Raw genomic sequence first — 23391 nt, 5'->3', positions numbered from 1 at the left:
GGTCAAGTGGTTAAGACACCGCCCTTTCACGGCGGTAACATGAGTTCAAATCTCGTACGGGTCATTACCATATTAAATATGGTTGTTGGAGGATTAGCTCAGCTGGGAGAGCATCTGCCTTACAAGCAGGAGGTCACAGGTTCGAGCCCTGTATCCTCCATCGTTCATGGACTACCGAATATGGTAGTCTTTTTTTGTGTTTAAAAATTAATGAACGAAATTTTGTATATATTGTTATTCGGTTAAGGTCCCGAAAGGATTCGTTTTTTAGCGAAGATGCCTTGTAACCGAAAGATGGGGGACTCTATGAGAAAAGAAAAACGTTTATTTACTTCAGAATCAGTTTCGGAAGGACACCCTGATAAGGTTGCCGATCAAATCTCTGATGCAATTTTGGATGCTATTTTAGCTAAGGATCCAAATGGTCGTGTCGCATGTGAAACTACGGTTACTACTGGTCTTGTACTAGTAGTTGGTGAAATTTCTACTTCTGCTTATGTAGATATACAATCAGTAGTTCGAAAGACAATTTTAGAAATTGGTTATAATCGTCCTGAACTGGGTTTTGATGGTAATAATTGTGCCATTTTGGTTGATATTGATGAACAATCGAGTGATATTGCTGGCGGTGTTAATGAATCTCTAGAAACACGTGAGAATCATGAAGATAAAGATGATTTGGATAAGATTGGTGCGGGAGATCAAGGCTTAATGTTTGGGTTTGCGATTAAAGAAACACCTGAATTAATGCCACTTCCTATTTCTTTAGCACATTCATTGATGAGACGGGTTGCTAGTCTTCGCAAAGAAGGACGTCTTGATTGGCTAAGACCAGACGCAAAGGCACAAGTAACTGTGGAATATGATGATGACAATAAGCCAAAACGTGTAGACACAGTCGTTATTTCTACTCAAACTGATGCAACAGTAACTAATGATGAAATTCGTGAAGCAATGATTGATATGGTAATTAAGAAAGTTATTCCATCTCAATATCTTGATGAAAATACTAAGTTCTTAATTAATCCTTCTGGTCGCTTTGTCATTGGCGGACCTAAGGGAGATTCCGGTTTAACTGGTCGAAAGATTATTGTTGATACCTATGGTGGATATGCCCGTCACGGTGGTGGTGCATTTTCAGGCAAAGACTTAACAAAAGTTGACCGAAGCGCTAGTTATGCAGCTAGATATGTAGCTAAGAATATTGTAGCTGCTGATCTAGCTTACCAATGTGAAATTCAACTTGCTTATGCAATTGGAGTTGCTCATCCAGTTTCAATCATGGTGGATACTCATGGAACAAGTAAGGTAAGTGAAGATTTGCTAGTTGAAGCCGTTAGAAATGTCTTTGATTTAAGACCAGCTGGTATTATTGAGATGCTTAACTTAAGACGTCCTATTTACCGTCAAACAGCCGCTTACGGACATTTTGGAAGAACAGATATTGACTTACCTTGGGAACATACTGATAAAGTAGAAGCTTTGAAAAATTATGTGAGTGAGCATGCAAAATAGAAGTAATACTAAAATTGTTACAATTGCTATCTTTTTGACGACTTTTATGACTGCAATTGAAGGTACCATTGTTTCAACGGCGATGCCAACTATCGTTTCTGATCTAAATGGATTAGAAATCATGAATTGGGTAGTTTCAACTTTCTTATTGATGACTGCTGTTTCAACTCCAATTTATGGAAAATTAGCTGATAGTATTGGCAGAAAACCTGTTTTTCTATTTGGAATTGCGGTTTTTGTAGTTGGTTCTGCGCTCTGCGGAATTGCTCAAAATATGGTAGAACTGATTCTCTTCCGTGTGATTCAAGGATTAGGTTCAGGTGCTGTTCAGCCGGTGGCAGTTACAATCATCGCTGATTTATATACACTAGAAAAAAGAGCAAAAATGTTAGGATTGAACTCCGGCTTTTGGGGAGTAGCTTCTGTTATTGCTCCTTTATTAGGTGGATTTATTGTACAGCATCTTTCATGGCACTGGATTTTTTATATTAATGTGCCGTTAGGAATCATAGCTTTTCTTTTGGTCGTTTTCTTCTTAAAGGAAAGGAAAACTAGCAGTAATTCTACTTTGGATTTAAAGGGAACAACTTGCTTGGTTATCTTTTTATTGGCTTTAATGGTATTTTTACAAGAGTTAGAAAATGGCTTAAATATTGTCTTATTAGGTTTAGTAGTTATTATTATTGTTTCGGCGATTATCTTTTTCAAAGCTGAAAAAAGAGCAAAAGATCCAATTATGCCACTGGATATGTTAAGCAGTAAAGAATTTACAATGATTAACTTGATTACGTTACTTATTTCTGGTGTGGTTATTGGCTTTGAATTTTATATTCCGACATGGATGCAAGGAATAAATGCCACAAGTGCGTCTGTTGCTGGCTTTGCAGTAACACCAAGTTCTTTAATGTGGATCGTGGGTTCATTTTTAATTGGTGGTATGTTAGGTCGATGGGGGATAAAGAAAACATATGATTATATGCTGCTTATCTTGATAGTCGCTGATTTAGCATTAATTTTAGTTCCGATTTACACATCGTTTTGGATATTTTGCTTAATTGCGGCCTTTAACGGAACAGCTTTTGGGGCTATTACTACAGCTTCACAAGTTCGCTCTCAAGTAATTGTTGGATGCGATAAGATTGGTGTTGCTACTAGTTTTAATACACTAATGAAATATTTAGGACAGACTATGATGGTATCGATCTATGGTATTACTTTTAATGTGGTCGTAGCTAAACAATTATCGCATCATCCAAATTTAACGCAAAAGATGATGAATGATATAGTTTCAACTGATAAGGCTAAGCATTTGGCTGCTAATTTAATACCAGGTTTAAGACAAGTATTATTAAGCGGGTTAAAGTCTGTATATGTAGTTTCTTTAATTGTTATTGTTTTATCTTTAATTCTTAATCAACTTTATAAGCAAAAGAAAATTGCAAAATAAAAAGCGCTAACTGAGATTGATCTAGATTAGATCTCAGTTAGCGTTTTTTTAATTATGCTTTTTTAAGTAAGAATGGTACAGAACTGAAAAACCTAGTAAAACAAAAGTAGTACCTTCTAACCATCCACCGACTACATCGGAAGGATAATGAACATGACAGAAGATTCGAGTATAACCGATAAACAGTGGAAAAATAATCCAAATAATAATTAGCGTGATGCGCCAAAATTTATTTTTAACTAATAAGATAGTTAAAATAATTAGAATTCCGAAGAAAGTTGCGCTGCCGACAGAGTGGCCTGATGGAAAGCTATAACCATCTGCAAAAACTAAATGATGAACTAAAGGACGATGGCGTTCAACCGCATGTTTAGTAATCCAATTGTAGCCATTGGCGCATATCATTAATCCCGCCGAAAAGAAAGCATAACTAAATTTTTTAGCGATAAGTAAACCGATGAATAAAACGATAGTTGCAATCGTTAAAGTACTAGTATTCCCGATCACAGTTAACTTAGTTGCAATTGCAATGTTGACTGGATTGTTATTAGAAATAAGATGAATAATTGTTTGGTCAAAAGAATGAATAAATGGATTTTTATATATGACCAAAAGGGCCCAGACTACATAGAGAATTAAAAAAATAAATCCTGGAACCAGTGTGTCATGAACGACTATATTGTTATCTTTCTTTTTCAAAAAAATTTCTCCCCTTGTAATTTCTAGTAGATGTGGTAAATTATAATCATTATCCATAAAAAAATAAAGACTAGGGAGTAGTAGCAAGTCATAATTGTTTTTAGAGATGAGCTGGTTAGGTGCAAAGCTTAACAGTTATGCTGTGAACTTACCCTTATGAGAAGTCTATCGTTTGCCTTCCGCGTTAAGGGGCATGAGTGTCGCACATAATCTGTGTGGAACTTAGGTGGTAACGCGAAAATGAAGTTCGTCCTATGATTTTTATCATAGGGCGTTTTTTAATTTTAAGGAGAGATTTAGGTGTACAATCACAAAACCGTAGAAAAAAAGTGGCAAAAATATTGGGCAGAGCATGATACTTTTAAGACAGGAAATGATCCTAAGAAGAAAAACTATTATGCTTTAGATATGTTTCCATTTCCATCTGGTAAGGGGCTTCATGTAGGACACCCAGAGGGCTATACCGCAACTGATATTATCTCTAGAATGAAGCGAGCACAAGGCTATAATGTGCTTCATCCGATGGGATGGGATGCATTTGGTCTGCCAACAGAGCAATATGCTTTAAAGACTGGTGAAGATCCAGAAAAAGTTACTAAAGAAAATATTGCTAACTTCAAAAAGCAGCTTAATAAGCTTGGCTTTTCATATGATTGGGATCGCGAAGTAACAACCTCTGATCCTAACTACTATAAGTGGACTCAATGGGTTTTTGAACAGATGTACAAGAAAGGTTTAGCTTATGAAGCTGAAGTTCCTGTTAACTGGTCACCAGATTTAGGGACAGTTGTTGCCAATGAAGAAATCGTTGATGGTAAGACTGAACGTGGTGGCTACCCAGTTTACCGCCGTAATATGCGTCAATGGATGCTTAAGATGACTGCTTATGCAGATCGTTTACTTGAAGATTTAGACGATTTAGATTGGCCAGAACCAGTTAAAGAAATGCAACGCAACTGGATTGGTCGTTCAGAAGGTGCACAAGTTACTTTTAAGGTTAAAGATAGTGATAAGACTTTTGATGTCTTTACTACTCGTCCAGATACTTTGTTTGGTGTTAGCTACACAGTACTTGCTCCAGAAAGTAAATTAGTCCAAGAAATCACTACCCCTGAACAAAAAGCAGCAGTTGATTCCTACATTAAGAAAATTGAATCTAAGTCTGATCTTGAAAGAACTGATCTAAATAAGGATAAGACTGGTGTATTTACAGGTGCTTATGCAATTAATCCTGTCAATGGTAAGGAAGTTCCAGTTTGGATTTCTGATTATGTCTTAGCAAGTTACGGTACTGGGGCAGTAATGGCAGTGCCGGCTCATGATGATCGTGATTATGCTTTTGCTACTAAATTTGGTTTACCAATTAACCGAGTTATTGAAGGCGGAGATTTAGAAAAAGAGGCCTTTACTGGCAATGGTAAGCATATTAATTCAGACTTCTTAGACGGCCTAGATAATGAAGAAGCTAAGAAGAGAATGATTGAATGGCTTGAAGATCACAATGCTGGTCAAAAGAAGGTCAACTATAAACTTCGTGACTGGGACTTTTCTCGTCAACGTTACTGGGGTGAACCAATTCCTGTTATTCACTGGGAAGATGGTACTACTTCATTAGTTCCTGAAGATGAATTACCACTTCGTTTACCACATGCAACTGACATTAAGCCATCTGGTACTCCAGAAAGTCCATTGGCTAACTTAACTGATTGGGTCAATGTTGTTGATGAAAATGGTCGAAAAGGTAAACGTGAGACCAATACTATGCCTAACTGGGCTGGTTCTTCTTGGTACTACTTGCGTTATGTTGATCCACACAATGACAAAGAATTAGCTGATTACGATCTCTTAAAACAATGGCTTCCAGTTGACCTTTATATTGGTGGTGCAGAACACGCAGTTCGCCACCTGCTTTATGCTAGATTCTGGCACAAGGTACTTTACGACTTAGGTGTTGTACCAACCAAGGAACCATTCCAACGTTTGTATAACCAAGGCTTGATTTTGAAGAATCACGAAAAGATGTCTAAGTCTAAGGGTAACGTAGTTAACCCAGACGATGTGATCGATGAATATGGTGCTGACTCACTTAGAATGTATGAAATGTTCATGGGTCCACTTGATGCTTCAATTGACTGGGATGACAATGGCCCGGCTTCAACTAAGAAGTTCCTAGATCGTGTATGGCGTCTATTTGTTAACGACCTCGATTTAAAAGCAATTCCGCAAGAAAGAATTGTTGACAAAAATGACGGTGAACTTGATAAGGTTTATGCTGAAACCGTTAAGAAAGTTACGGAAGATTTTGATGCCTTACACTTCAACACAGCAATTAGTCAAATGATGGTATTTATAAATGCTGCTCAAAAGGCTAAAACTATTCCACGTGAATATGCTGAAGGTTTTGTTAAGTTACTTGCTCCAGTGGCGCCACACATGATGGAAGAAATCTGGCAAGTCTTGGGTCATGATGAATCAATTACTTATGCTAAATGGCCAACTTATGATCCAGCTAAATTAGTTGAATCAACTGTTGAAATTATGGTTCAAGTTAACGGTAAACTTCGTGGTAAATTTAAGGCTGCTAAAGATTCTGATAAAGATGCCTTAGAAAAAGAAGCTCTCTCTCTTGACCATGTTCAAAAATTCTTAGATGGAAAAGATGTTAAGAAAGTGATTGTTATTCCAAACAAGATCGTTAACATTGTTGCTAAGTAATTTAAGTTTTTCCTAAATAATTAATATTTGTAAATACTGTTTACATTAATGAGTAATATATAATTCAGACGCTTAACTGGATATAGGGAAAATTTATTTTTATGGAAAATAATACTAAAAATACTAAAGAGACAATGGTCAAAGGCTCCGCATGGATGACCTTTGGCTCTATTGTGTCACGAATTTTAGGTGCATTGTATATTATTCCTTGGTATGCCTGGATGGGAAGCCATGGAAATATTGCTAATGCCCTAACAGCGAAAAGTTATAATATTTATAGCTTATTTATCATTATTTCTACGGCTGGTATTCCGGGTGCAGTTGCTAAGCAAGTAGCGAAATATAATGCTCTAAATGAATATGACATTGGACGTAAGCTGTTTAGACGTGGCTTAATTTTGATGGCAATTTTTGGCGTAATTTGTGCTGCTATTATGTACTTCGGTGCTCCAATTTTAGCTACTGATAATATTATTGGCGCACTCTTACATGGGGCAGAAAGTGATCCACGACAAGTTGCTGTAATGAGAAGTTTATCTTATGCAGTTTTAATTATTCCAATTTTGAGTATAATGCGTGGATATTTCCAAGGTTATGCAGATATGATGCCTCCAGCTATGTCTCAATTTGTTGAACAATTAGCTCGTGTATTGTGGATGCTTTTAACGGCATATATCATCATGCAAGTTCAACATGGTTCCTATGTCCATGCCGTTGTTCAATCAAATTTAGCTGCAGCTATTGGTGCGGTATTTGGAATTTTGCTTTTAGTTTGGTTCTTATATCGTAGAAGAAATGAATTAAACGCATTGATGGAGCACTCAAATCATGCAATTAAAATTTCTACTGCTGGGATTTTTTGGGAAATTATTAATCAGTCAATTCCATTTATTATCATTGATTCAGGAATTACATTATTTCAATTAATTGACCAATACACTTTCCACCCAATGATTGCGATGTTTGTTCATGCAAGTTCTGATCAAATCGAGTCATGGTATGCGTTATTTGGATTAAATGCAAATAAATTAATTATGATTATCGTGTCTTTAGCTACTGCTATGTCAGTAACTGCCATTCCACTTTTGTCAGGTGCTCATGCAAGACGTGATTATGCTAGCATTTCTAGCCAAATTGAAAACACATTGGAACTATTCCTATTTGTTATGATTCCTGCTTCTTTAGGGATGGCTGCAATTGCAACACCAATTTATACGATTTTTTACGGCTATGATCCATTAGGCTCAAATGTCTTATACCTGTCGTCTTTTACAGCAATCAGTTTAGGACTTTTTACGGTTTTAATGGCAATTTTACAGGGACTATCAGAAAATGGACTAGCAATAAAATACTTAGTTTTGGGAATCATTATTAAATTTGCTGTTCAGTTACCAATGATTCAATTATTTAAGGTATATGGACCACTTTTAGCTACAAATATTGGATTAATTATTACTATTTGGCTTTCTTTGAAACATTTAAAGGTTAGATACAAATATAATAGTGGGCGTACATCCAGAAGATTCATTGGAATCGCAATTTTCTCAATGGCTATGTTTGTTGTAGTTACTGGAGTAGTTGATTTTGGTGGAAAACTCATTTCGCCTGAGCGTCGTCCAACTTCCTTTATTTTAGTTATACTTGCTGTTGCTGTTGGTGGCATTTTGTATGCATTCTTATCAGTGAAATTTGGCTTAGCGCAAAAGATTATTGGACCAAAGGTTAACCGAGTATTAGCAAGATTGCATATTAGAATTTAAGAATATAGAGAAAAAGGGAAACTTAGTGATTATACCTAAGTTTCCCTTTTTTGCCCCTGCCAAGGAACTTCATTATATAATATTCTAGAGAAAGTGAGGAAGAAAAGATGAATAATATGCTTGTATATGCTGCGAAAGAAAGGAAAAGCTTTAGTGAAGCTTCTTTAAACGAGATAGACAGCATGATTTTTTCACAGTTAGCATATTGCAATTTTGATCTTCTTCCTCAAATCACTAAGTTGACCGATTTGGCTTCAGACGACGAAATTAAGACTTTAACACAAGGCAATCTTGGCGGAAAAAATACCGAAAAATTAATCAAGATTATGATTAAAAATCCACGTTTTAAAAATGTATCTTGGCATCAAGCCATTAGTAAGGTAGATGCAAAAACACAGATGCAGTTTAATGCTGTTGCTTTTTATGTCGCTACGGGCGAGTATTATGTTGCTTATCGTGGAACAACAGCAACGACTATTGGATGGAAAGAAAACTTTAATATGTCTTTTAGAGATTGGGTACCAGCTCACTATTTTGCCCGTTCATATTATCGAAAAGTAAGAAATAAATTTCCCGGGAAATTTTATATTGGAGGTCATTCAAAAGGTGGTAATTTAGCTTTTGCCGTTGCATTAGGCCTAAAAGAGGTCGATTTAGCTAATATTGTTAGAATAGACTGTTTTGATGGTCCCGGCTTTCATAATCAAGATCGATTAAAAAATAAATTTTTAAAATTAAAAGGGAAAATCCATAAATACATCCCACAAGGATCCTTAATTGGAATACTTCAAGATGATCTTATTGGAGAAAAAGATTATTGCACGATTGTAGCGGCTGCAGGTGTGAATATACTTCAACATGACATGTTTAATTGGCGTGTAAAAAATGACAAGTTTGTGACTTTAAAACAATTAGATAGTACCTCTGAAATTTCCTGGAAGGCAATTGCTGAATGGCTAAAAAATACTACTGATGCTGAACGAAGAGATTTCATTGAAATGTTGTATTTAACTGTTAGCGATACTAATCAAATTTATTTTAGAAATCTATTAACGCCTAAAACAACGTATAAACTAGCCACTCGTTTAATTAAAAATAGTTCTGTCAAAAAAGAGGTATGGGAACCAATAATTAGAAAATTATTTGAAGCTTATGTTAACTCAGGTACAACAACGCTCAGTGAGCAGAGAAGAAATAATTTAATGAGTTTTAAAAATATCTTAGATGAGCAACGCCGATAGTAATAAAAAATTTAAAATTTCCCGCTTATCAGGAAAAAGAGTAAAATAACGTTTGAAAGAGGTGGACAAAATTGAAAAAAGATACATATATGACTTTGCTAGGATTGCGTGATACTTGTTATAACAATTTCAATTTTGATATTGATGAAAAAGATTTCTACTTAGGAACCGATACATATAAAAAGATAGATAAGATCTTAAAAAACGCACAAGACGAGCAGCTTCTAATTCAGTTTGAAGAAGGTACTCACCTTTATCAAGATTATGATCCCGAATATTTGAGTGTAGCTCAAAAGAGAGAAGTGCAACATGATATTAACGCAGCTCGTGACTTTTTAGATAACTATGATGGTAGCAGTGATGATAAGCATGATAATTATGCCGCTTACTTAGATGACAATTCATTAAGTTATTCTTTTGGTGCAGATAGTAGTTTAGATGAAGTGCAAAATAATTTAAACGATATTGAAACTGACGCAGTTATTGTTTGGCAAAGAAGGGAAGATGAATATATCTTACTTCCACACACCATTCACAGTCTTGAAAGAATTAAAAAGCAAATTTCGTCAAATAAGCATGTTGATGATAAAAAACTTCGTTATGCAATGGAGCGTTTGTTTGATAATATAACTGATTTCCTTAAGCCATTTAGTGATAGCGAACTAGGAAAATATGAAAATACGATTTCTAAAGAGTTAAAGGACAATTTTGAGCATTATGCTTTAGGCGTTCAAACAGATGCACGAGAAACAGCAGCTGATAAATTGACAAAATATGCTGTTGAACTTGCAGAAAAGGAAAATAACGATAAATTATAAAGCTGAAGCTCATCGATTTGATGGGCTTTTTTGGATAAGATAAAAATGAAAAGTATTTCAAAAGAACTAATATCTGAGGTAATTAAAAAGCGTGAAAGTGCCACACATAAGGGTAATTATGGGCGAGTACTATTAATTGGTGGTAATAAAAAATATGGTGGTGCTCTCATTATGTCTGCAGAAGGTGCACTAAACAGTGGTGCTGGTTTGACTACGGTGGCGACAGATTCAGTAAATATTAGTGCCTTACATGCCAGAGATCCTGAAATTATGGCTCTTGATTGGGATAAAAGAGATGAATTAAAAAATCTAATTGTGGGCTCTAATGTAGTAGTTTGTGGGATGGGACTTGGTTTAGATGACCAGGCACGAGATATTTTGGCTCTTATTAGAGATAGCATTAGCTTAAAGCAAGTATTGATTTTAGATGCAAGTGCACTTGATTTAATTAGCCAGCAAAAAGATTTATTGCCAGTAAACTCAAAATTAGTAATTTTTACACCTCACCAGATGGAGTGGCAAAGATTGAGCAAAATAAAAATTGCTGACCAAAATGATCAATCGAATCAAGCTTTTTTAAATGAATTAGTCCCCAGGAAAAATGCTATTTTAGTATTAAAATCTAATCATACTAAAGTTTATGATCAAGCAGGAAATATTTATCAGAATCCTTTTGGCAATCCAGGAATGGCGATTGGCGGAATGGGAGACACGTTAGCTGGAATCATTGGTGGTTTCTGCGGTCAATATACACCTAATTTAAAGACTGTAGCAGGTGCTGTGGGCATTCATTCAATAACTGCTGATGAAATTGCGAAGAAACACTATATTGTTCGACCGACACAACTGTCAGCCCTTATTCCTGCAATGATGAGAAAATATGAGAAGTGAATAAAATGAAAAAGATAAGTAAATATCAAAACTCTGTTTTAATTATTGGAACAATACTAACTATTTTAGTATTTGCAATTATTTTATTTCCTCATCGTAATGTATCGCTGGCAAGTCCAAATAAAATAGTAAACAGTAAAGTAACAAAAAAAGTAGCCCAAAAAGTAAAAAAAGTTACACATAAAGATTCTAATTTACCATATCCGGATCCTAAAGATTTACAGCCAGCTGGTAGCTGGAAAGTTAAAAGTGAAAGTAAGGCACATCCTGATCTGGTAAGACTAAATAATTTGTGGATAAGAGTTTCAATTAAGGGAAATCGTGTTTATATTATGGATGGTAACAAGCCAGTTTACACAATGCTTGCATCTTGCGGGGTGTATCATAATGGTAAATCTGCAACGCCAACTGGAACTTATGCTGTCGAAGCTGAAAGGGGAGCAACATTTTTTAACCAGAGTCTCCAGGTTGGCGCACGTACTTACATTAGCTGGCACGGCCATGGAACTTATCTCTTTCATTCGGTCGCAACAGATGGTAATAATAAAATCATGAAAAATGAAGCAAAGAAACTTGGTAAAACCCAAGCCTCGCATGGTTGCATTCGCTTGAGTATTCCTGATTCTAAATGGCTATATGAAAAATTACCTGTTGGCACTAAGGTTGTAGTAAAGGATGAGTAGACTAAATATGTGCAGCGAAAGAAATTAGGTGACGAAATGAGGCATGCAAAAAAGAAATCTAGAAAAAAATTTCTGTGGATAATAGGTATAGCAATAATTATTATTTGCTTTTTTCTGTGGAAAAATGATCATGGTCCAAATGGGATGCCGTCTAATTATCATGCCGATCAAGTGAACTTAAATGTTAAAGCTGCCGTAGCAATTGATGCCAAAAATGAAAACGTCATTTATGCCAAAAATGCCAATCAAAGTTTGCCAATTGCTTCAATGACTAAGTTGTTAACTGCTTACTTAACCTTAAAAGCAATTAAAGAGAAGAAAATTTCTTGGGATACAACTGTTAGTCCTACTCAAGAAATCATTAATTTAAGTTCTAATCCTGATTATGCAGGTGTGCCACTTAGTTTAGGTCAAAAATACACTGTTAGAGAACTTTATGATGCGGCATTGATAAAGTCAGCTAATAATGCAGCTCGTATGCTGGCGATTGCAGTTAGCGGAAGTGAGACTAATTTTTTAAATCAAATGCGGCAGCAGGCCAATAAATGGAAACTTCATAATGTTAAATTGGTGACAGTTGATGGGTTACCGGAGAAAAATAAAAACTTCTTAGGGATGACAACGACAATTGAAAATAAAATGAGTGCTAATGATATGGCAATTATTGCGAGAAAATTAGTTACAGATTATCCTGAAGTTTTAAGTACGACTAAAGTAGCAAAGTCCGATTTTAGAAATACATTAATGACTAATAGCAATAAAATGCTAAGTGGACTTTCAGACTACGATCCTAATTATCCTGTTGATGGGTTAAAAACAGGAACAACTGATGGAGCTGGCGCTTGCTTTACTTGTACAATGGATAAAAATAATAAGAGAGTAATTACAGTGATTTTGGGTGCTCAAAATGATAACGAGCGCTTTTCAGAAACAAAAAAGTTACTTAATTATTCTTTTAATTAAAATTTAGCTATGAATTCGTTTTAATATTGCACTTTGGCTAAGATTGCTGATATAATCTTCATGATAAAGAGTTAAAAGTAGTAATATTAATCTATTTTCAGCGAGTCTATGGTTGGTGGAAGTTAGGCAATAGAGTGATATGAAGGCGTGTTTAACTACAATTTTAAAATCAATTAATAAGCGGATACTTTGTATCAAGTAGAGTGGTACCGCGGGAAACTTTCTCGTCTCTTTCTAGATTAGCTAGGAAGAGACTTTTTTTATGCAAGAGGTGTTATCAGTGGATTTTAAACAAAAAGTCGTAGATTTAGTTAGTGAACAGGTAGATTTACCTAAAGAAAAAATTGCAATGTTAATTGAAAGACCAAAGAATGCTAAAATGGGAGATTATGCTTTTCCAGCATTTGCTTTGGCTAAGATTGAACACAAGAATCCAGCTTTGATTGCAAAAGACATTGCAGAGAAAATTAGTGATGATAATTTCACTAGTATTCAGGCAGTTGGACCATATGTTAACTTTGCGATTGATCATGCTAAACTTGTTAATGCGACTTTAAATGATGTTTTGACAGAAAAAGACCATTTTGGTGATCAACAATTAGGCGAAGGTAATGTACCAATTGATATGTCTTCTCCTAACATTGCTAAGCCAATGTCAATGGGGCATTTACGTTCTACTGTTATTGGTAATTCAATTGCTAAAACTTTGGAAAAAGTTGGTTACACTCCAATTAAGATTAATTACCTTGGCGACTATGGTACACAATTTGGTAAGTTGATTACAGCGTATCGTTTATGGGGCAATGAAGAAGATGTTAAGAAAGATCCAATTACTAATCTTTTCCATTATTACGTTAAATTCCATGAAGAAGCTGAAAAAGATCCTAAATTAGATGATGAAGGACGTGCTGCATTTAAGAAACTTGAAAATGGTGACGAAGAAGAGATTAAATTGTGGAAATGGTTCCGCGAAGTTTCCTTGCAAGAATTTAACCGTATTTATAAAGAATTAGGTGTAACTTTTGATTCATACAACGGTGAAGCTTTCTTTAACGATAAGATGCAACCAGTAGTTGACGAATTAAGAGAAAAAGGATTACTAGAAGAATCTCGCGGAGCTCAAGTCGTTAACTTAGGTGAAGATGAGAATCCAGCATTAATCTTAAAATCTGATGGCTCTAGTCTTTATATGACTCGTGATTTAGCTGCTGCATTATATCGTAAAAAAGAGTATGACTTTGTTATGTCTCTTTATGTTGCTGGTGGTGAACAAAGCGGTCACTTTAAGCAATTAAAGCAAGTTTTGAAGAAAATGGGATATGACTGGGCTGATAATATTCACCACATTCCATTTGGTCTAATTACGCAGGGCGGTAAGAAGTTATCAACAAGAAAAGGTAATGTTGTCTTCTTAGATAAAGTATTGAAAGATGCGGTTTCTTTAGCAGAACAACAAATCGAAGAAAAGAATCCTAACTTAGCTAATAAAGACCAGGTAGCTCATGATGTTGGTGTGGGTGCAGTAGTATTCCACGACTTAAAGAATGATAGAATGGATAATTTTGACTTTGACTTAGAAGAAGTTGTTCGTTTCGAAGGGGATACTGGTCCATACGTTCAATATACTAATGCTAGAGCACAAAGTATCTTGCGTAAGGCAAATAAAGAAATCTCAATGGATAATTTGAGCTTAAATGATGATTGGTCATTTGCAGTTGCGAAAGCTTTAGCTGATTTCCCAGCTATTGTAGCAAAAGCTTCAGAAAAATTTGAACCATCAATCATTGCCAAATATGCGTTAGATTTAAGTAAGAAATTTAATAAATACTATGCAAATGTGAGAATTTTAGATGAAGACGATCAGTTAAATGCTCGGCTTGCACTAGTTCAAGCAACTTCAATTGTTTTAACTGAAGCTTTGAGACTTTTAGGCGTAAATGCACCTAAAGAAATGTAATATTTATCAAAATAAAAATATTCACTGAATTTTTTTGAGCTAAAGTATGTTAATTTTTGCACTAATGGGTTAAACTAATGATGTGTTAAAAATTTAGGAGGTATTTTTTTAATGGCTTATTTAGTAAATGGTAATGACATTTTCAAAGCTGCTCGTGAAAACCACTATGCTGTAGGTGCATACAACACTAACAACCTTGAATGGACTCGCGCACTTTTAAGAGGTGCTAAGGAAACTAGAACTCCTTTATTGATTCAAGTTTCTACTGGTGCTGCTAAGTACATGGGTGGTTACAAGACTGTTAAGGATTTAGTTCTTAACGAAATGGACAACATGGATATCGATGTTCCAGTTATTTTGAACTTGGACCACGGTGACTATGAATCTGCTAAGGAATGTATCGCACTTGGTTACTCATCAGTTATGTTTGATGGTCACAACTTACCAACTGACGAAAACTTAGCTAAGACTAAGGAAATCGTTAAGTTAGCTCACGAAAGAGGTATCTCTGTTGAAGCTGAAATCGGTAAGATTGGTGAAAACCAAGGTGCCGATGGCGGTGAATTAGCATCTGTTGAAGACGCTAAGACTTTCGTTGCTGCTGGTGTTGACAAGCTTGCTTGTGGTATTGGTAATATCCACGGTGTTTACCCAGAAGGCTGGAAAGGCTTGAACTTCGATCGTTTGAAGGAAATTGCAGAAGCTGTACCAGGTGAACCACTTGTTCTTCACGGTGGTTCTGGTATTCCTCAAGACCAAATTGAAAAGGCAATTAAATTAGGTATTGCTAAGATCAACATTAACACTGAATTCCAATTAGCATTCCAAGCTGCAACTCGTAAGTACATCGAAGACAAGATGGACTTAGACAAGGGCAACAAGGGTTACGACCCACGTAAGCTTTTGAGAGCTGGTACTGACGCAATTACTGATTCTATGAAGGAAATGATTTCATGGATGGGTACTGCACCAATCGACTCAAAGGAATCATCAGTTAAGTTTGACGAAGCTTCATTAAACGAAGAATAATCAACTAATTCCATTAAAAAAGACCTCAGTTTTTCTGAGGTCTTTTTTGTTTAGGTGAGATAAAAGATAATGCATGTCGAATTTTACAAAAAGGGTTGTAAAAGTTTCTTTAAAAAATATAATAAGCAAAAAGATACCATTGTAGAATTGGTTGAAGCCGCAATTGACAAAGAAATGGCTAGCGGGATGACAAAGGTTAAATTGGCGACCAGAAAAAGAATAAAGGGTAGAAATATTTATGAATTTCGGCTTAATGTCGGTACAATAGGTTCGATTCGAATTGCATTTTCAATTTTTGATAAAAAAGCAATAGTTTACTTTATTAGCAAAAACCTTCAAAAATCAACGTTTAGTAAAGATTTTGATAAAATAATTGTTAAGCTATAATAAAATATTTTTAGTGCTGTACATATTCAAAAAGTAAGAGTTTATTACTATGAAAATTTTGAAAATTAAAGCTCTTGATCAAGAAACAGAAAATAAATTATTAGTAATTTGGGAAAGCAGTGTCAGAGCTACGCACAATTTTTTATCAGATCCAGAAATTAATAATATTAAGAAATATGTTCCTCATGCTTTAAGAAGAGTATCGCATTTAATTGTTGCATATGATGAGAATGAACCAGTTGCTTTTATGGGAATCAATGATCTAAAGCTAGAGATGCTCTTTGTTGATGCTAATCAGCGTGGAAACGGAATTGGCAAAGCCTTGATTACTTATGGCATTCATAATTTAGATATTAATGAGTTGGCCGTTAATGAGCAGAATCCAGGAGCTCGTGGTTTTTATGAACATATGGGATTTAAAGCAGTAGAAAGATCTGAGTTTGATGATCAGGGTAATCCTTACCCAATTTTAATTATGAAAAGAATTTAGAAAGAAGGATTTAGATGTCTTTAACAGTTAACCTTTATTACACTGGAAAAAATGGAAGTGCCCGCAAGTTTGCTGAAGAAATGGAAAGTAGCGGTGTGGCTGATCGTATTAGACAAGAGCCAGGCAATGAAAAATACGATTATTTCATTCCTATGAATGACCCAGAAACGATACTTTTGATTGATAGCTGGAAGAACCAAAAATCTTTAGATGCTCATCATGCTTCGCCAATGATGAAAGAATTAGCAGATTTACGTGAAAAGTATGATCTACATATGCGTGTTGAACGTTATATTTCTGATGAGAATGGGATGCCAGATACGGATCAAAAGTTTATTAGAAAATAGTAACAGAAAAACTCGTTGATCTATCAATCAACGAGTTTTTGCGTTCAATACTAAAAATAGAGGAAAATGAAGAATAGAATTATAGATTTATTTCCGACGAACCTTTACAGGAACTGGAACTGGTTTATTTACAATAGCGGCATTTGCGGCAAGTACTGCCATAGCGCTAACTCCTAGAATTAATAATAATTTCATTAAACCATTCCTTTCTTTATTTGATTGATATCCATCTTAAAGTGAAGTTGTGAATTTTTTGTGACTTATATTTAAGAGAAAATCTAAAAAACTATAAATAATTTTATCCCCTTTATAAATACGAACAATTTTGCAATATTAAGTAAAAATAATTAATAAATAAGTGTAAAAAGACTAAAAAAATCTCTTTATTTATGTTAAAATTTCATCATTGACGATTTTAGTAAAGAGGAATTACAGAATGAATAACGATATCGAACGTATATTGTATACTCAAAGCGACTTAGATAGTCGTATGGATGAAATGGCTGCGGAATTAAATGTGAAGTATAAGGACGAAGAGCCGATTGTCGTGCCCGTTTTAAATGGAGCCATGATTTTTGCTAGTGACATGATTAAGCGATTGAATTTTAAGTTGACTATTGATCCGATTAAGGCCTCTAGTTATGCTGGTACGCAATCAACTGGAGAAGTAAAGATTACGCAAGATATTAAGTCAGATGTAAAAGATCGTCCAGTAATTTTTATGGAAGATATTATTGATACTGGTCGGACTTTACAAGCACTCAGTGAAGTCATGAAAGGTCGTGGAGCTAAGAGCGTTGAAGTTGTTGCAATGCTTGATAAGCCGGAAACACGTGTAGTAGATTTTCATGCTGATTATTACGGATTTAAGGCACCAGACGAGTTTTTAGTCGGCTATGGCTTAGATTATAATGGGTTGTACAGAAACCTTCCTTATGTGGGAATTTTAAAGCATGAGGTTTATGCTAAATAAGGGGGATAAGTAATGCGTGTAAATGTTTTACAACATACTCCAAATGAAGGACCTGGTTCAATTAAAACTTGGGCTGATCAACATTACTATGATTTCTATGTTTATCATCCTGAAACTTTTGGTAAACTGCCAACTGTGGAAGAAACAGATTTATTAATAATTCTGGGTGGACCAATGAGTCCAAACGATGATTTAATTTGGATTAAGCAAGAGAGAAAATTAATAAAAGAAATGCTTGATGCGCATAAACCAATGTTTGGCGCATGTCTTGGCGGACAGCAAATTGCAAAAACTATGGGCGCTAAAATTTTAGATGCTCCTCATAAAGAAGTGGGTTGGGCACCGGTTTACTTGAAGGATCAGACAATTCCTAACTTACCGGAAAAATTAACAGCTCTTCATTGGCACCAGCAAATGTTTGAAATCCCAGAGGGTGCTAAGCTATTATTTTCAAGTGATTTAGTAGAAAATCAAGGCTTTTTATTTGGTGATAATGTGATTGGTTTACAATTTCATTTTGAACCAGAAGAAGATAATGTGAGAGAAATTGCAATCAATGACGTTGATTATCCATTAGAGAATAATGATTTGCATCAAACTGGTAAAGAAATTATTGCTCACGGGGTACCGGAAGAAAATCAGAAAGTAATGTTTAAGTTACTCGATTTCATTACTAAGTAAAAATTTTAGACTACTAATAAAAAGTAAGCTAAGATAAAGCTGTAAGTTTTTCTAGGAGGAAAATTATTATGGCTAAGATTTTTATTTTTGGTGGTTCAGGAAGAGTTGCTACAGACTTAATTCAAGACTTAGTAGCAGATGGTAATACTGTGACGGCTGCTGCTCGTCATCCAGAAAATATTATTCAACTTGATGGCGTTACGGCTGATAAACTTGATTTACATGTTGACGTTGATGATATTTTTAAGCAAGTAAAAGGTTTTGACGCAATTTACTTTACTGCTGGTTCACGTGGTAAAGATCTGATTCAGACGGATGCAATGGGTGCAATTAAGACAATGATGGCTGCTGAAAAGGCAGGCGTTAAGCGCTACATTATGCTTAGTTCGATGCTTAGTTTAGATATTAATTCATGGAAGAAGATTCCAAGCTTAGAGGATTATTTAGCAGCTAAGTTCTTTGCAGATACTTATTTGATGGATTCTACGAACTTGGAATATACTATTTTACAACCAGGTAGTCTTACTGAAGCAGCTGGAACAGGTAAAATTCAGCTCGATGTTAAAGCGACTGATTCAAATCCAATCCCTGATGTTGCCAAAACATTAGCAGCAATTCTAAAATATCCGAATACAATTGGCAAGGTTATTCCAATGAGTAGTGGTAAGACACCAATTGATGATGCTTTGAAAGAAATCTAATAAAGAGAAAAAAGACTCCATTATGGGAGTCTTTTTGTGTGTTAAGGAAATATACTATTTAAAATTTAAAGACATTAGAAATTGCTTCCAAATATTTTTGATCTAACTCATCAAAATTAGCAATTTTAGTTGAATCAAAATCAAAAACTCCCCATAAATCATGATTTCTCTTAAAAATAGGAATAACGATTTCAGAATTTGAATCACTATCACAAGCAATATGTCCTGCAAACTCATGTACATTTTTTACAATTTGAGTTTGCCTTTCTTTTGCAGTTGTTCCGCAAACTCCTTTACCAACAGCAATATGAACGCATGCTGGTTTTCCCTGAAATGGACCAAGGATTAATTCATTATTTTCATAGCGATAAACACCAGCGAAGTTAACATTATCAAGTGAATTAAATAAGAGTGCAGAAATATTTGCAGTGTTAGCAATCCAATCACTTTCTCCGTCTACTAGAGCTTCAGCTTGTTTTACTAATAGTTGGTAATTGCTTTCTGTTGTTGCTGACATAAGTGGTACCTCAATTTTTAGTAAATTTATTTAATTTTAACACTTATAAAACATTTAATAGAGAAAATTATATTTTTAATTTAAACATTTGTCTTTCTTCACATCCTAATCAGATTTATGTTAGCAGTTTACTTTATTTGTTGTCTGGATTCAAATCGCTCATAATAAAATTGAGAGAACGGTAAATGAAGAAAGGATTTGTCCAATTATGATTGGAAAAGAAACTCAAATACGTTTAGTAAATAAATTAGAAAATATACACCACGTTGTTGTTCAAGCTTCAGCACTCGATGGAAGTAATGTATTTGTCCTACAATTACTTCATAGACAGAGCGATGTTATTGTTTATCAAACTCCAAATGATAGCGAAACTGTGACCTTTAATGAGGATCATCCAATTTTATACTTGAAAGGACCCAATTCAGCTGGTACAGCGGGTGGACATACTCAAACTTGGGTACAAAGTGGAGAAGACAATAAATGGTTCGTTGGAACTAAACCTAAAAAGCATGGTAATACTTATTGGACAACGCAAATTGCGCGAGTAACAGTTCCTGGCTATCAAACTCAAATTTTTACCAGTAATACGGAGTTGCCAAGACTTTCTTATCTTAATCGCGCAGGTTCAGGCTATGGCGATGGAAGTGTAGCTTATCCTGGCAAAGATTTAGTTAGAGTAGAAGCAGCTGTTTCACCGAATAAACAATATTTCTTAATTGCAAGTATTGACATCAATCACACAGGTCATTTTGCTATCTATAATCTTGATGAAGTTAATAAAAAACTAGATCAAGCAGAAGAAAAAGCTGAAGATGTTAATATTCAGAGCTTGAATTGTTTAGGTGCATTTAATATCCCACATTTTAATGATCAAAAGATTATTTCGATTCAAGGCTATGGAATTGATGATAATAAGGACATTTATATTTCCAGTCAGCCCAGCCCGCATACAACGTTCTTAGGATTTCCAAAACAAGGTAAACCACGTGAAATTGTAAAAATTCCCTGGGGAATATCCAATTCAAATAAATGGTCATCAGTCAATTTAGACAACAGTTTAAATTTAGATGCATTAGACTTTTGTACTGAATTTGAAGGAATACAAGTAACAAGTGATTGTCTTTACTTAACCGTTGCCTATCACCAACGAAACAGTGATTTGACTACTTTGATAAATCGAATATATCAGGTTGAAAAATTTTAGAAAATGGACAGACTATTGAGTCTGTCTATTTTGTTATAATTGATAAAAATGAGGTGTAAAAATTGAAACTAAGTCGTTGTAGTTGGGGAAACAGTAAAAATCCACTTTATCAAAAATATCATGATAAAGAGTGGGGAAAGCTTAATTTAGATTCAACTTATTTATATGAAATGCTAGTTTTAGAAAGTTTTCAGTCAGGATTATCATGGGAGACAATTTTAAATAAACGAGGAAATTTTAGAAAAGCTTTTGCAAATTTCGATTATCATAAAGTGGCTGAATTCAATCAGGATGATTTTGAACGATTGATGCAAGATAAAGGAATTGTACGCAATCGCTTAAAGATAAATGCAGCAATTAATAATGCAAAAATATTGGTTAAACTAGAAAAAGAAAATCGGACTTTTGAAGATTTTCTAGCTGAATTTATTCCTAAGCCAATAATGCATCATCCACAAAAGATGGAAGATATTCCTGCTTCGGATGGTTTATCTACGCAAATTTCAAAAGAAATGAAAAAACTTGGCTTTAAATTTGTAGGACCAGTAACTGTGTACTCTTTCTTACAAGCGGTTGGATTAATTAATGATCACTTAGAAAATTGTAGTTTTAAGAATGGAGGACGTTGATGTCTTTATTACTGCCGACAAAACAAGTAGTAATCATGTTCATTTTGATGATTGTCGGCTGGATTTGTTATCAAGTTAAGTTTCTACATGAACAAACGGTTAAGGATCTAACTAAGGTCCTTTTATATGTAGTATCTCCTTGTTTGATTATTAACTCATTTCGACAGTCATTTTCGGCTGCTAGATTATTACAATTTGGGCTAGTGTTTTTACTAGTAATTGCTTTATTTATATTTAAAATTATTACTAGTGAGTTTATTTTTGGTAAAAATTTAGTCAAAGATCGTCAGAAAAGAACAGTATTGCGATATGCAGGCACCTATACCAATGCAGGCTTCATGGGAGTTCCATTAGTACAGGCAATTCTAGGAACTAAAGGAGTCTTTTTTGCAGTTCCTTATTTAATTGCTTATAACATTTTCATGTGGACACATGGAATTAGAATGTTCACACAGAAAAAACAGTCATTTAGAGAAAGTTTTCAGCAAGCCGTGATTAACCCTAATATTATTGCGGCGGTTATTGGGATGATTTTATTTATAACGCAATTTAAATTGCCTGATGTAGTTTCAGATCCGATGAATTATATCGCTAATTTAAATACACCACTAAGTATGATCGTAATTGGTACAAATCTTGGTTCCATTAATTTAAAAGCAGATTGGCAAGATAAGCTAGCTTGGAGCGGAGTGTTTGTTAGAAACCTATTTTTTCCAATAGTCATTTTAGGGATCTTATATGCCTTACCATTACCGGCAATTGCCAAAATGACTACGTTAATTATGGCTACTTGTCCAGTTGCAGGTGTTGTAGTTCTCTTTAGTTTACTTAGTAATTTTGATGTGAAATTTCCAACGAAATTAATGTGTTTATCGACATTAGGAGCGATTATTACTATTCCTTTAGTGATTTGTTTAGCTACGTTGATAGGCTTATAAGCTAAAAGGCGAGGAAAGATAATGAAAAAAGATAGTTATTTAGCAATTAATGAAACAAATGCCTCAATTAAATGGATGACAATTGCGTCTTTAATTTATCTAGTGGTTTATTCACTAGCAGGGAGATTAGAATTTCAGTCTCAATCGATTTGGATGCAAATTTTGTATTTAGGTATTGTCTGCGTTTTGGCAATAACTTTTAAAAAGTTCTATAAGACAGACAAAGTTTTTATTAAATTGCCTAAAGAAGGAAAAGTAAAGATCATCACAATTATTTTTTGTGCTCTGGTGATCTTACTCTATGCTCTATTGGGTAGTGTGGTAAGTTGGGCGGAAGTTTTAAATTCAATGCCTGAAATGATGTGGGGATCAATTTGTGTTGCTTTGGCTGCAGGAATTGGCGAAGAAGTTTTATGTCGAGTTTTACTATTTAATTTGTTTGCTAAAATTTTTGAAAATAAAAAATATGTTTTAGTTTGGGCTTCTTTAGCTTCGTCAATCTTATTCGGATTATTTCATTTGATTAATTTAACGCATGGAGCAGCTATTAATGCTACTATGCAACAAGTATTTTACGCAACTGCTATTGGATTAATATTTTCATATATTCATATTTTTACTAATCGAATTTGGTTGTGTATTGTGATGCACTTTTTATTAGATTTACAGCCCAATATTGGAACGATGGAAGCACAGGCATCTCCATGGGGGTTAATTTTATTAATCTTTGGTACAGCAATGATTGTTTCTTTATTTTCTATTTATGTATTTAATAGAAGAGCTAATAAGGTGTTTGAACATTAAAA

General features: G+C 34.6%; 23 protein-coding genes, 2 tRNA genes and 1 riboswitch. Of the genes, 23 read left to right on the top strand and 2 right to left on the bottom strand.

Annotated features, from left to right (window positions below):
- The 4 genes from AB5359_RS05325 to AB5359_RS05310 all read left to right on the top strand — a co-directional run bounded on the left by AB5359_RS05325 (position 1) and on the right by AB5359_RS05310 (position 2962).
- A tRNA-Glu gene (locus AB5359_RS05325) sits at positions 1-61 on the top strand.
- A 26-nt stretch (positions 62-87) separates the two neighbouring features.
- Positions 88-160 (top strand) — tRNA-Val (locus AB5359_RS05320).
- Between the two features lie 77 nt (positions 161-237).
- Positions 238-309, top strand: a riboswitch (SMK box riboswitch).
- Positions 307-1515, top strand: a complete 1209-nt coding sequence (gene metK, locus AB5359_RS05315) for a methionine adenosyltransferase (RefSeq protein ID WP_020807865.1) — start codon at positions 307-309, stop codon at positions 1513-1515. It overlaps the preceding riboswitch by 3 nt.
- Positions 1505-2962 carry an MDR family MFS transporter gene (locus AB5359_RS05310; protein ID WP_048685515.1) on the top strand — a complete coding sequence of 486 codons (1458 nt, stop codon included), beginning with the start codon at positions 1505-1507 and terminating at the stop codon, positions 2960-2962. The genes metK and AB5359_RS05310 overlap by 11 nt, the downstream gene beginning before the upstream one ends.
- Before the next feature lie 48 nt (positions 2963-3010).
- Here the strand turns inward: AB5359_RS05310 and AB5359_RS05305 are convergent, their stop codons facing one another.
- Positions 3011-3718 carry a phosphatase PAP2 family protein gene (locus AB5359_RS05305; protein WP_077410173.1) on the bottom strand — a complete coding sequence of 236 codons (708 nt, stop codon included), beginning with the start codon at positions 3716-3718 and terminating at the stop codon, positions 3011-3013.
- 243 nt (positions 3719-3961) lie between these two features.
- Here AB5359_RS05305 and leuS point away from each other — a divergent pair, with 243 nt between their 5' ends.
- The 15 genes from leuS to AB5359_RS05230 all read left to right on the top strand — a co-directional run bounded on the left by leuS (position 3962) and on the right by AB5359_RS05230 (position 19297).
- Positions 3962-6376, top strand: coding sequence for a leucine--tRNA ligase (leuS, locus tag AB5359_RS05300; RefSeq protein ID WP_039157305.1), 2415 nt, complete (start codon positions 3962-3964; stop codon positions 6374-6376).
- 101 nt (positions 6377-6477) lie between these two features.
- Complete coding sequence (locus tag AB5359_RS05295; protein WP_049161257.1) at positions 6478-8136, top strand: polysaccharide biosynthesis protein; 1659 nt, start codon at positions 6478-6480, stop codon at positions 8134-8136.
- A 107-nt stretch (positions 8137-8243) separates the two neighbouring features.
- Positions 8244-9377: an Mbeg1-like protein gene (locus AB5359_RS05290; RefSeq protein WP_048685522.1), complete on the top strand. Its 1134-nt coding sequence runs from the start codon at positions 8244-8246 to the stop codon at positions 9375-9377.
- A 71-nt stretch (positions 9378-9448) separates the two neighbouring features.
- A complete protein-coding gene (locus tag AB5359_RS05285; RefSeq protein ID WP_039157298.1) occupies positions 9449-10195 on the top strand; it encodes a hypothetical protein in 747 nt (248 codons plus the stop codon).
- Between the two features lie 45 nt (positions 10196-10240).
- Complete coding sequence (locus AB5359_RS05280; RefSeq protein ID WP_048685525.1) at positions 10241-11086, top strand: NAD(P)H-hydrate dehydratase; 846 nt, start codon at positions 10241-10243, stop codon at positions 11084-11086.
- A 5-nt stretch (positions 11087-11091) separates the two neighbouring features.
- A complete protein-coding gene (locus tag AB5359_RS05275; RefSeq protein WP_048685528.1) occupies positions 11092-11769 on the top strand; it encodes a L,D-transpeptidase in 678 nt (225 codons plus the stop codon).
- A 36-nt stretch (positions 11770-11805) separates the two neighbouring features.
- Positions 11806-12732 carry a D-alanyl-D-alanine carboxypeptidase family protein gene (locus AB5359_RS05270; RefSeq protein ID WP_035429951.1) on the top strand — a complete coding sequence of 309 codons (927 nt, stop codon included), beginning with the start codon at positions 11806-11808 and terminating at the stop codon, positions 12730-12732.
- A 280-nt stretch (positions 12733-13012) separates the two neighbouring features.
- Positions 13013-14689 carry an arginine--tRNA ligase gene (argS, locus tag AB5359_RS05265; protein WP_020807855.1) on the top strand — a complete coding sequence of 559 codons (1677 nt, stop codon included), beginning with the start codon at positions 13013-13015 and terminating at the stop codon, positions 14687-14689.
- A 111-nt stretch (positions 14690-14800) separates the two neighbouring features.
- Positions 14801-15718 (top strand): class II fructose-bisphosphate aldolase, encoded by a 918-nt coding sequence (locus AB5359_RS05260; protein ID WP_003647684.1) that lies wholly within the window; start codon positions 14801-14803, stop codon positions 15716-15718.
- A gap of 69 nt (positions 15719-15787) precedes the next feature.
- Positions 15788-16105, top strand: coding sequence for a hypothetical protein (locus tag AB5359_RS05255; RefSeq protein ID WP_048685535.1), 318 nt, complete (start codon positions 15788-15790; stop codon positions 16103-16105).
- Between the two features lie 49 nt (positions 16106-16154).
- Entirely contained in the window at positions 16155-16595 is a 441-nt protein-coding gene (locus AB5359_RS05250) for a GNAT family N-acetyltransferase (protein WP_048685538.1), read from the top strand.
- 14 nt (positions 16596-16609) lie between these two features.
- Positions 16610-16942: a putative quinol monooxygenase gene (locus AB5359_RS05245; protein WP_020807852.1), complete on the top strand. Its 333-nt coding sequence runs from the start codon at positions 16610-16612 to the stop codon at positions 16940-16942.
- A gap of 436 nt (positions 16943-17378) precedes the next feature.
- Positions 17379-17915, top strand: coding sequence for a hypoxanthine phosphoribosyltransferase (hpt, locus tag AB5359_RS05240; protein WP_003649311.1), 537 nt, complete (start codon positions 17379-17381; stop codon positions 17913-17915).
- A 12-nt stretch (positions 17916-17927) separates the two neighbouring features.
- The gene (locus AB5359_RS05235; RefSeq protein WP_048685540.1) at positions 17928-18596 is read left to right on the top strand and encodes a type 1 glutamine amidotransferase; all 669 of its coding nucleotides are present in this window, start codon (positions 17928-17930) and stop codon (positions 18594-18596) included.
- A 68-nt stretch (positions 18597-18664) separates the two neighbouring features.
- Positions 18665-19297 (top strand): NAD(P)H-binding protein, encoded by a 633-nt coding sequence (locus AB5359_RS05230; protein ID WP_048685544.1) that lies wholly within the window; start codon positions 18665-18667, stop codon positions 19295-19297.
- Positions 19298-19355: 58 nt separating this feature from the next.
- On the opposite strand, the gene AB5359_RS05225 is transcribed toward AB5359_RS05230, so the two are convergent.
- The gene (locus tag AB5359_RS05225) at positions 19356-19814 is read right to left on the bottom strand and encodes a GAF domain-containing protein (RefSeq protein ID WP_020807850.1); all 459 of its coding nucleotides are present in this window, start codon (positions 19812-19814) and stop codon (positions 19356-19358) included.
- 208 nt (positions 19815-20022) lie between these two features.
- Here AB5359_RS05225 and AB5359_RS05220 point away from each other — a divergent pair, with 208 nt between their 5' ends.
- The 4 genes from AB5359_RS05220 to AB5359_RS05205 all read left to right on the top strand — a co-directional run bounded on the left by AB5359_RS05220 (position 20023) and on the right by AB5359_RS05205 (position 23389).
- Positions 20023-21018 (top strand): class III bacteriocin, encoded by a 996-nt coding sequence (locus AB5359_RS05220; RefSeq protein WP_048685548.1) that lies wholly within the window; start codon positions 20023-20025, stop codon positions 21016-21018.
- Between the two features lie 62 nt (positions 21019-21080).
- Positions 21081-21647: a DNA-3-methyladenine glycosylase I gene (locus AB5359_RS05215; protein ID WP_048685550.1), complete on the top strand. Its 567-nt coding sequence runs from the start codon at positions 21081-21083 to the stop codon at positions 21645-21647.
- Positions 21647-22585: an AEC family transporter gene (locus AB5359_RS05210; protein ID WP_048685553.1), complete on the top strand. Its 939-nt coding sequence runs from the start codon at positions 21647-21649 to the stop codon at positions 22583-22585. Before AB5359_RS05215 ends, AB5359_RS05210 begins: the two co-directional genes overlap by 1 nt.
- Positions 22586-22606: 21 nt before the next feature.
- On the top strand, positions 22607-23389 hold the full coding sequence (locus tag AB5359_RS05205; RefSeq protein ID WP_048685556.1) for a CPBP family intramembrane glutamic endopeptidase: 783 nt from the start codon (positions 22607-22609) through the stop codon (positions 23387-23389).
- Positions 23390-23391: the final 2 nt, after the last annotated feature.

This window comes from Lactobacillus sp. RTP31084st1_F9_RTP31084_210423 (assembly GCF_040919545.1).
Lineage (GTDB): Bacteria > Bacillota > Bacilli > Lactobacillales > Lactobacillaceae > Lactobacillus > Lactobacillus paragasseri.
Note: the sequence above shows the minus strand (reverse complement) of the source record. Positions and strands in the feature narration are given on the sequence as shown.

Bases quoted from the DNA above. Each gene is read 5' to 3' on its own strand.
- AB5359_RS05270 (WP_035429951.1), top strand. From the start codon at position 11,806: ATGAGGCATGCAAAAAAGAAATCTAGAAAAAAATTTCTGTGGATAATA.
- AB5359_RS05280 (WP_048685525.1), top strand. From the start codon at position 10,241: ATGAAAAGTATTTCAAAAGAACTAATATCTGAGGTAATTAAAAAGCGT.
- AB5359_RS05230 (WP_048685544.1), top strand. From the start codon at position 18,665: ATGGCTAAGATTTTTATTTTTGGTGGTTCAGGAAGAGTTGCTACAGAC.
- AB5359_RS05305 (WP_077410173.1), bottom strand. From the start codon at position 3,718: ATGGATAATGATTATAATTTACCACATCTACTAGAAATTACAAGGGGA.
- AB5359_RS05205 (WP_048685556.1), top strand. From the start codon at position 22,607: ATGAAAAAAGATAGTTATTTAGCAATTAATGAAACAAATGCCTCAATT.
- AB5359_RS05310 (WP_048685515.1), top strand. From the start codon at position 1,505: ATGCAAAATAGAAGTAATACTAAAATTGTTACAATTGCTATCTTTTTG.
- AB5359_RS05255 (WP_048685535.1), top strand. From the start codon at position 15,788: ATGCATGTCGAATTTTACAAAAAGGGTTGTAAAAGTTTCTTTAAAAAA.
- AB5359_RS05245 (WP_020807852.1), top strand. From the start codon at position 16,610: ATGTCTTTAACAGTTAACCTTTATTACACTGGAAAAAATGGAAGTGCC.
- AB5359_RS05225 (WP_020807850.1), bottom strand. From the start codon at position 19,814: ATGTCAGCAACAACAGAAAGCAATTACCAACTATTAGTAAAACAAGCT.
- AB5359_RS05235 (WP_048685540.1), top strand. From the start codon at position 17,928: ATGCGTGTAAATGTTTTACAACATACTCCAAATGAAGGACCTGGTTCA.
- AB5359_RS05260 (WP_003647684.1), top strand. From the start codon at position 14,801: ATGGCTTATTTAGTAAATGGTAATGACATTTTCAAAGCTGCTCGTGAA.
- AB5359_RS05275 (WP_048685528.1), top strand. From the start codon at position 11,092: ATGAAAAAGATAAGTAAATATCAAAACTCTGTTTTAATTATTGGAACA.
- AB5359_RS05210 (WP_048685553.1), top strand. From the start codon at position 21,647: ATGTCTTTATTACTGCCGACAAAACAAGTAGTAATCATGTTCATTTTG.
- AB5359_RS05295 (WP_049161257.1), top strand. From the start codon at position 6,478: ATGGAAAATAATACTAAAAATACTAAAGAGACAATGGTCAAAGGCTCC.
- metK (WP_020807865.1), top strand. From the start codon at position 307: ATGAGAAAAGAAAAACGTTTATTTACTTCAGAATCAGTTTCGGAAGGA.
- hpt (WP_003649311.1), top strand. From the start codon at position 17,379: ATGAATAACGATATCGAACGTATATTGTATACTCAAAGCGACTTAGAT.
- AB5359_RS05290 (WP_048685522.1), top strand. From the start codon at position 8,244: ATGAATAATATGCTTGTATATGCTGCGAAAGAAAGGAAAAGCTTTAGT.
- AB5359_RS05220 (WP_048685548.1), top strand. From the start codon at position 20,023: ATGATTGGAAAAGAAACTCAAATACGTTTAGTAAATAAATTAGAAAAT.
- AB5359_RS05250 (WP_048685538.1), top strand. From the start codon at position 16,155: ATGAAAATTTTGAAAATTAAAGCTCTTGATCAAGAAACAGAAAATAAA.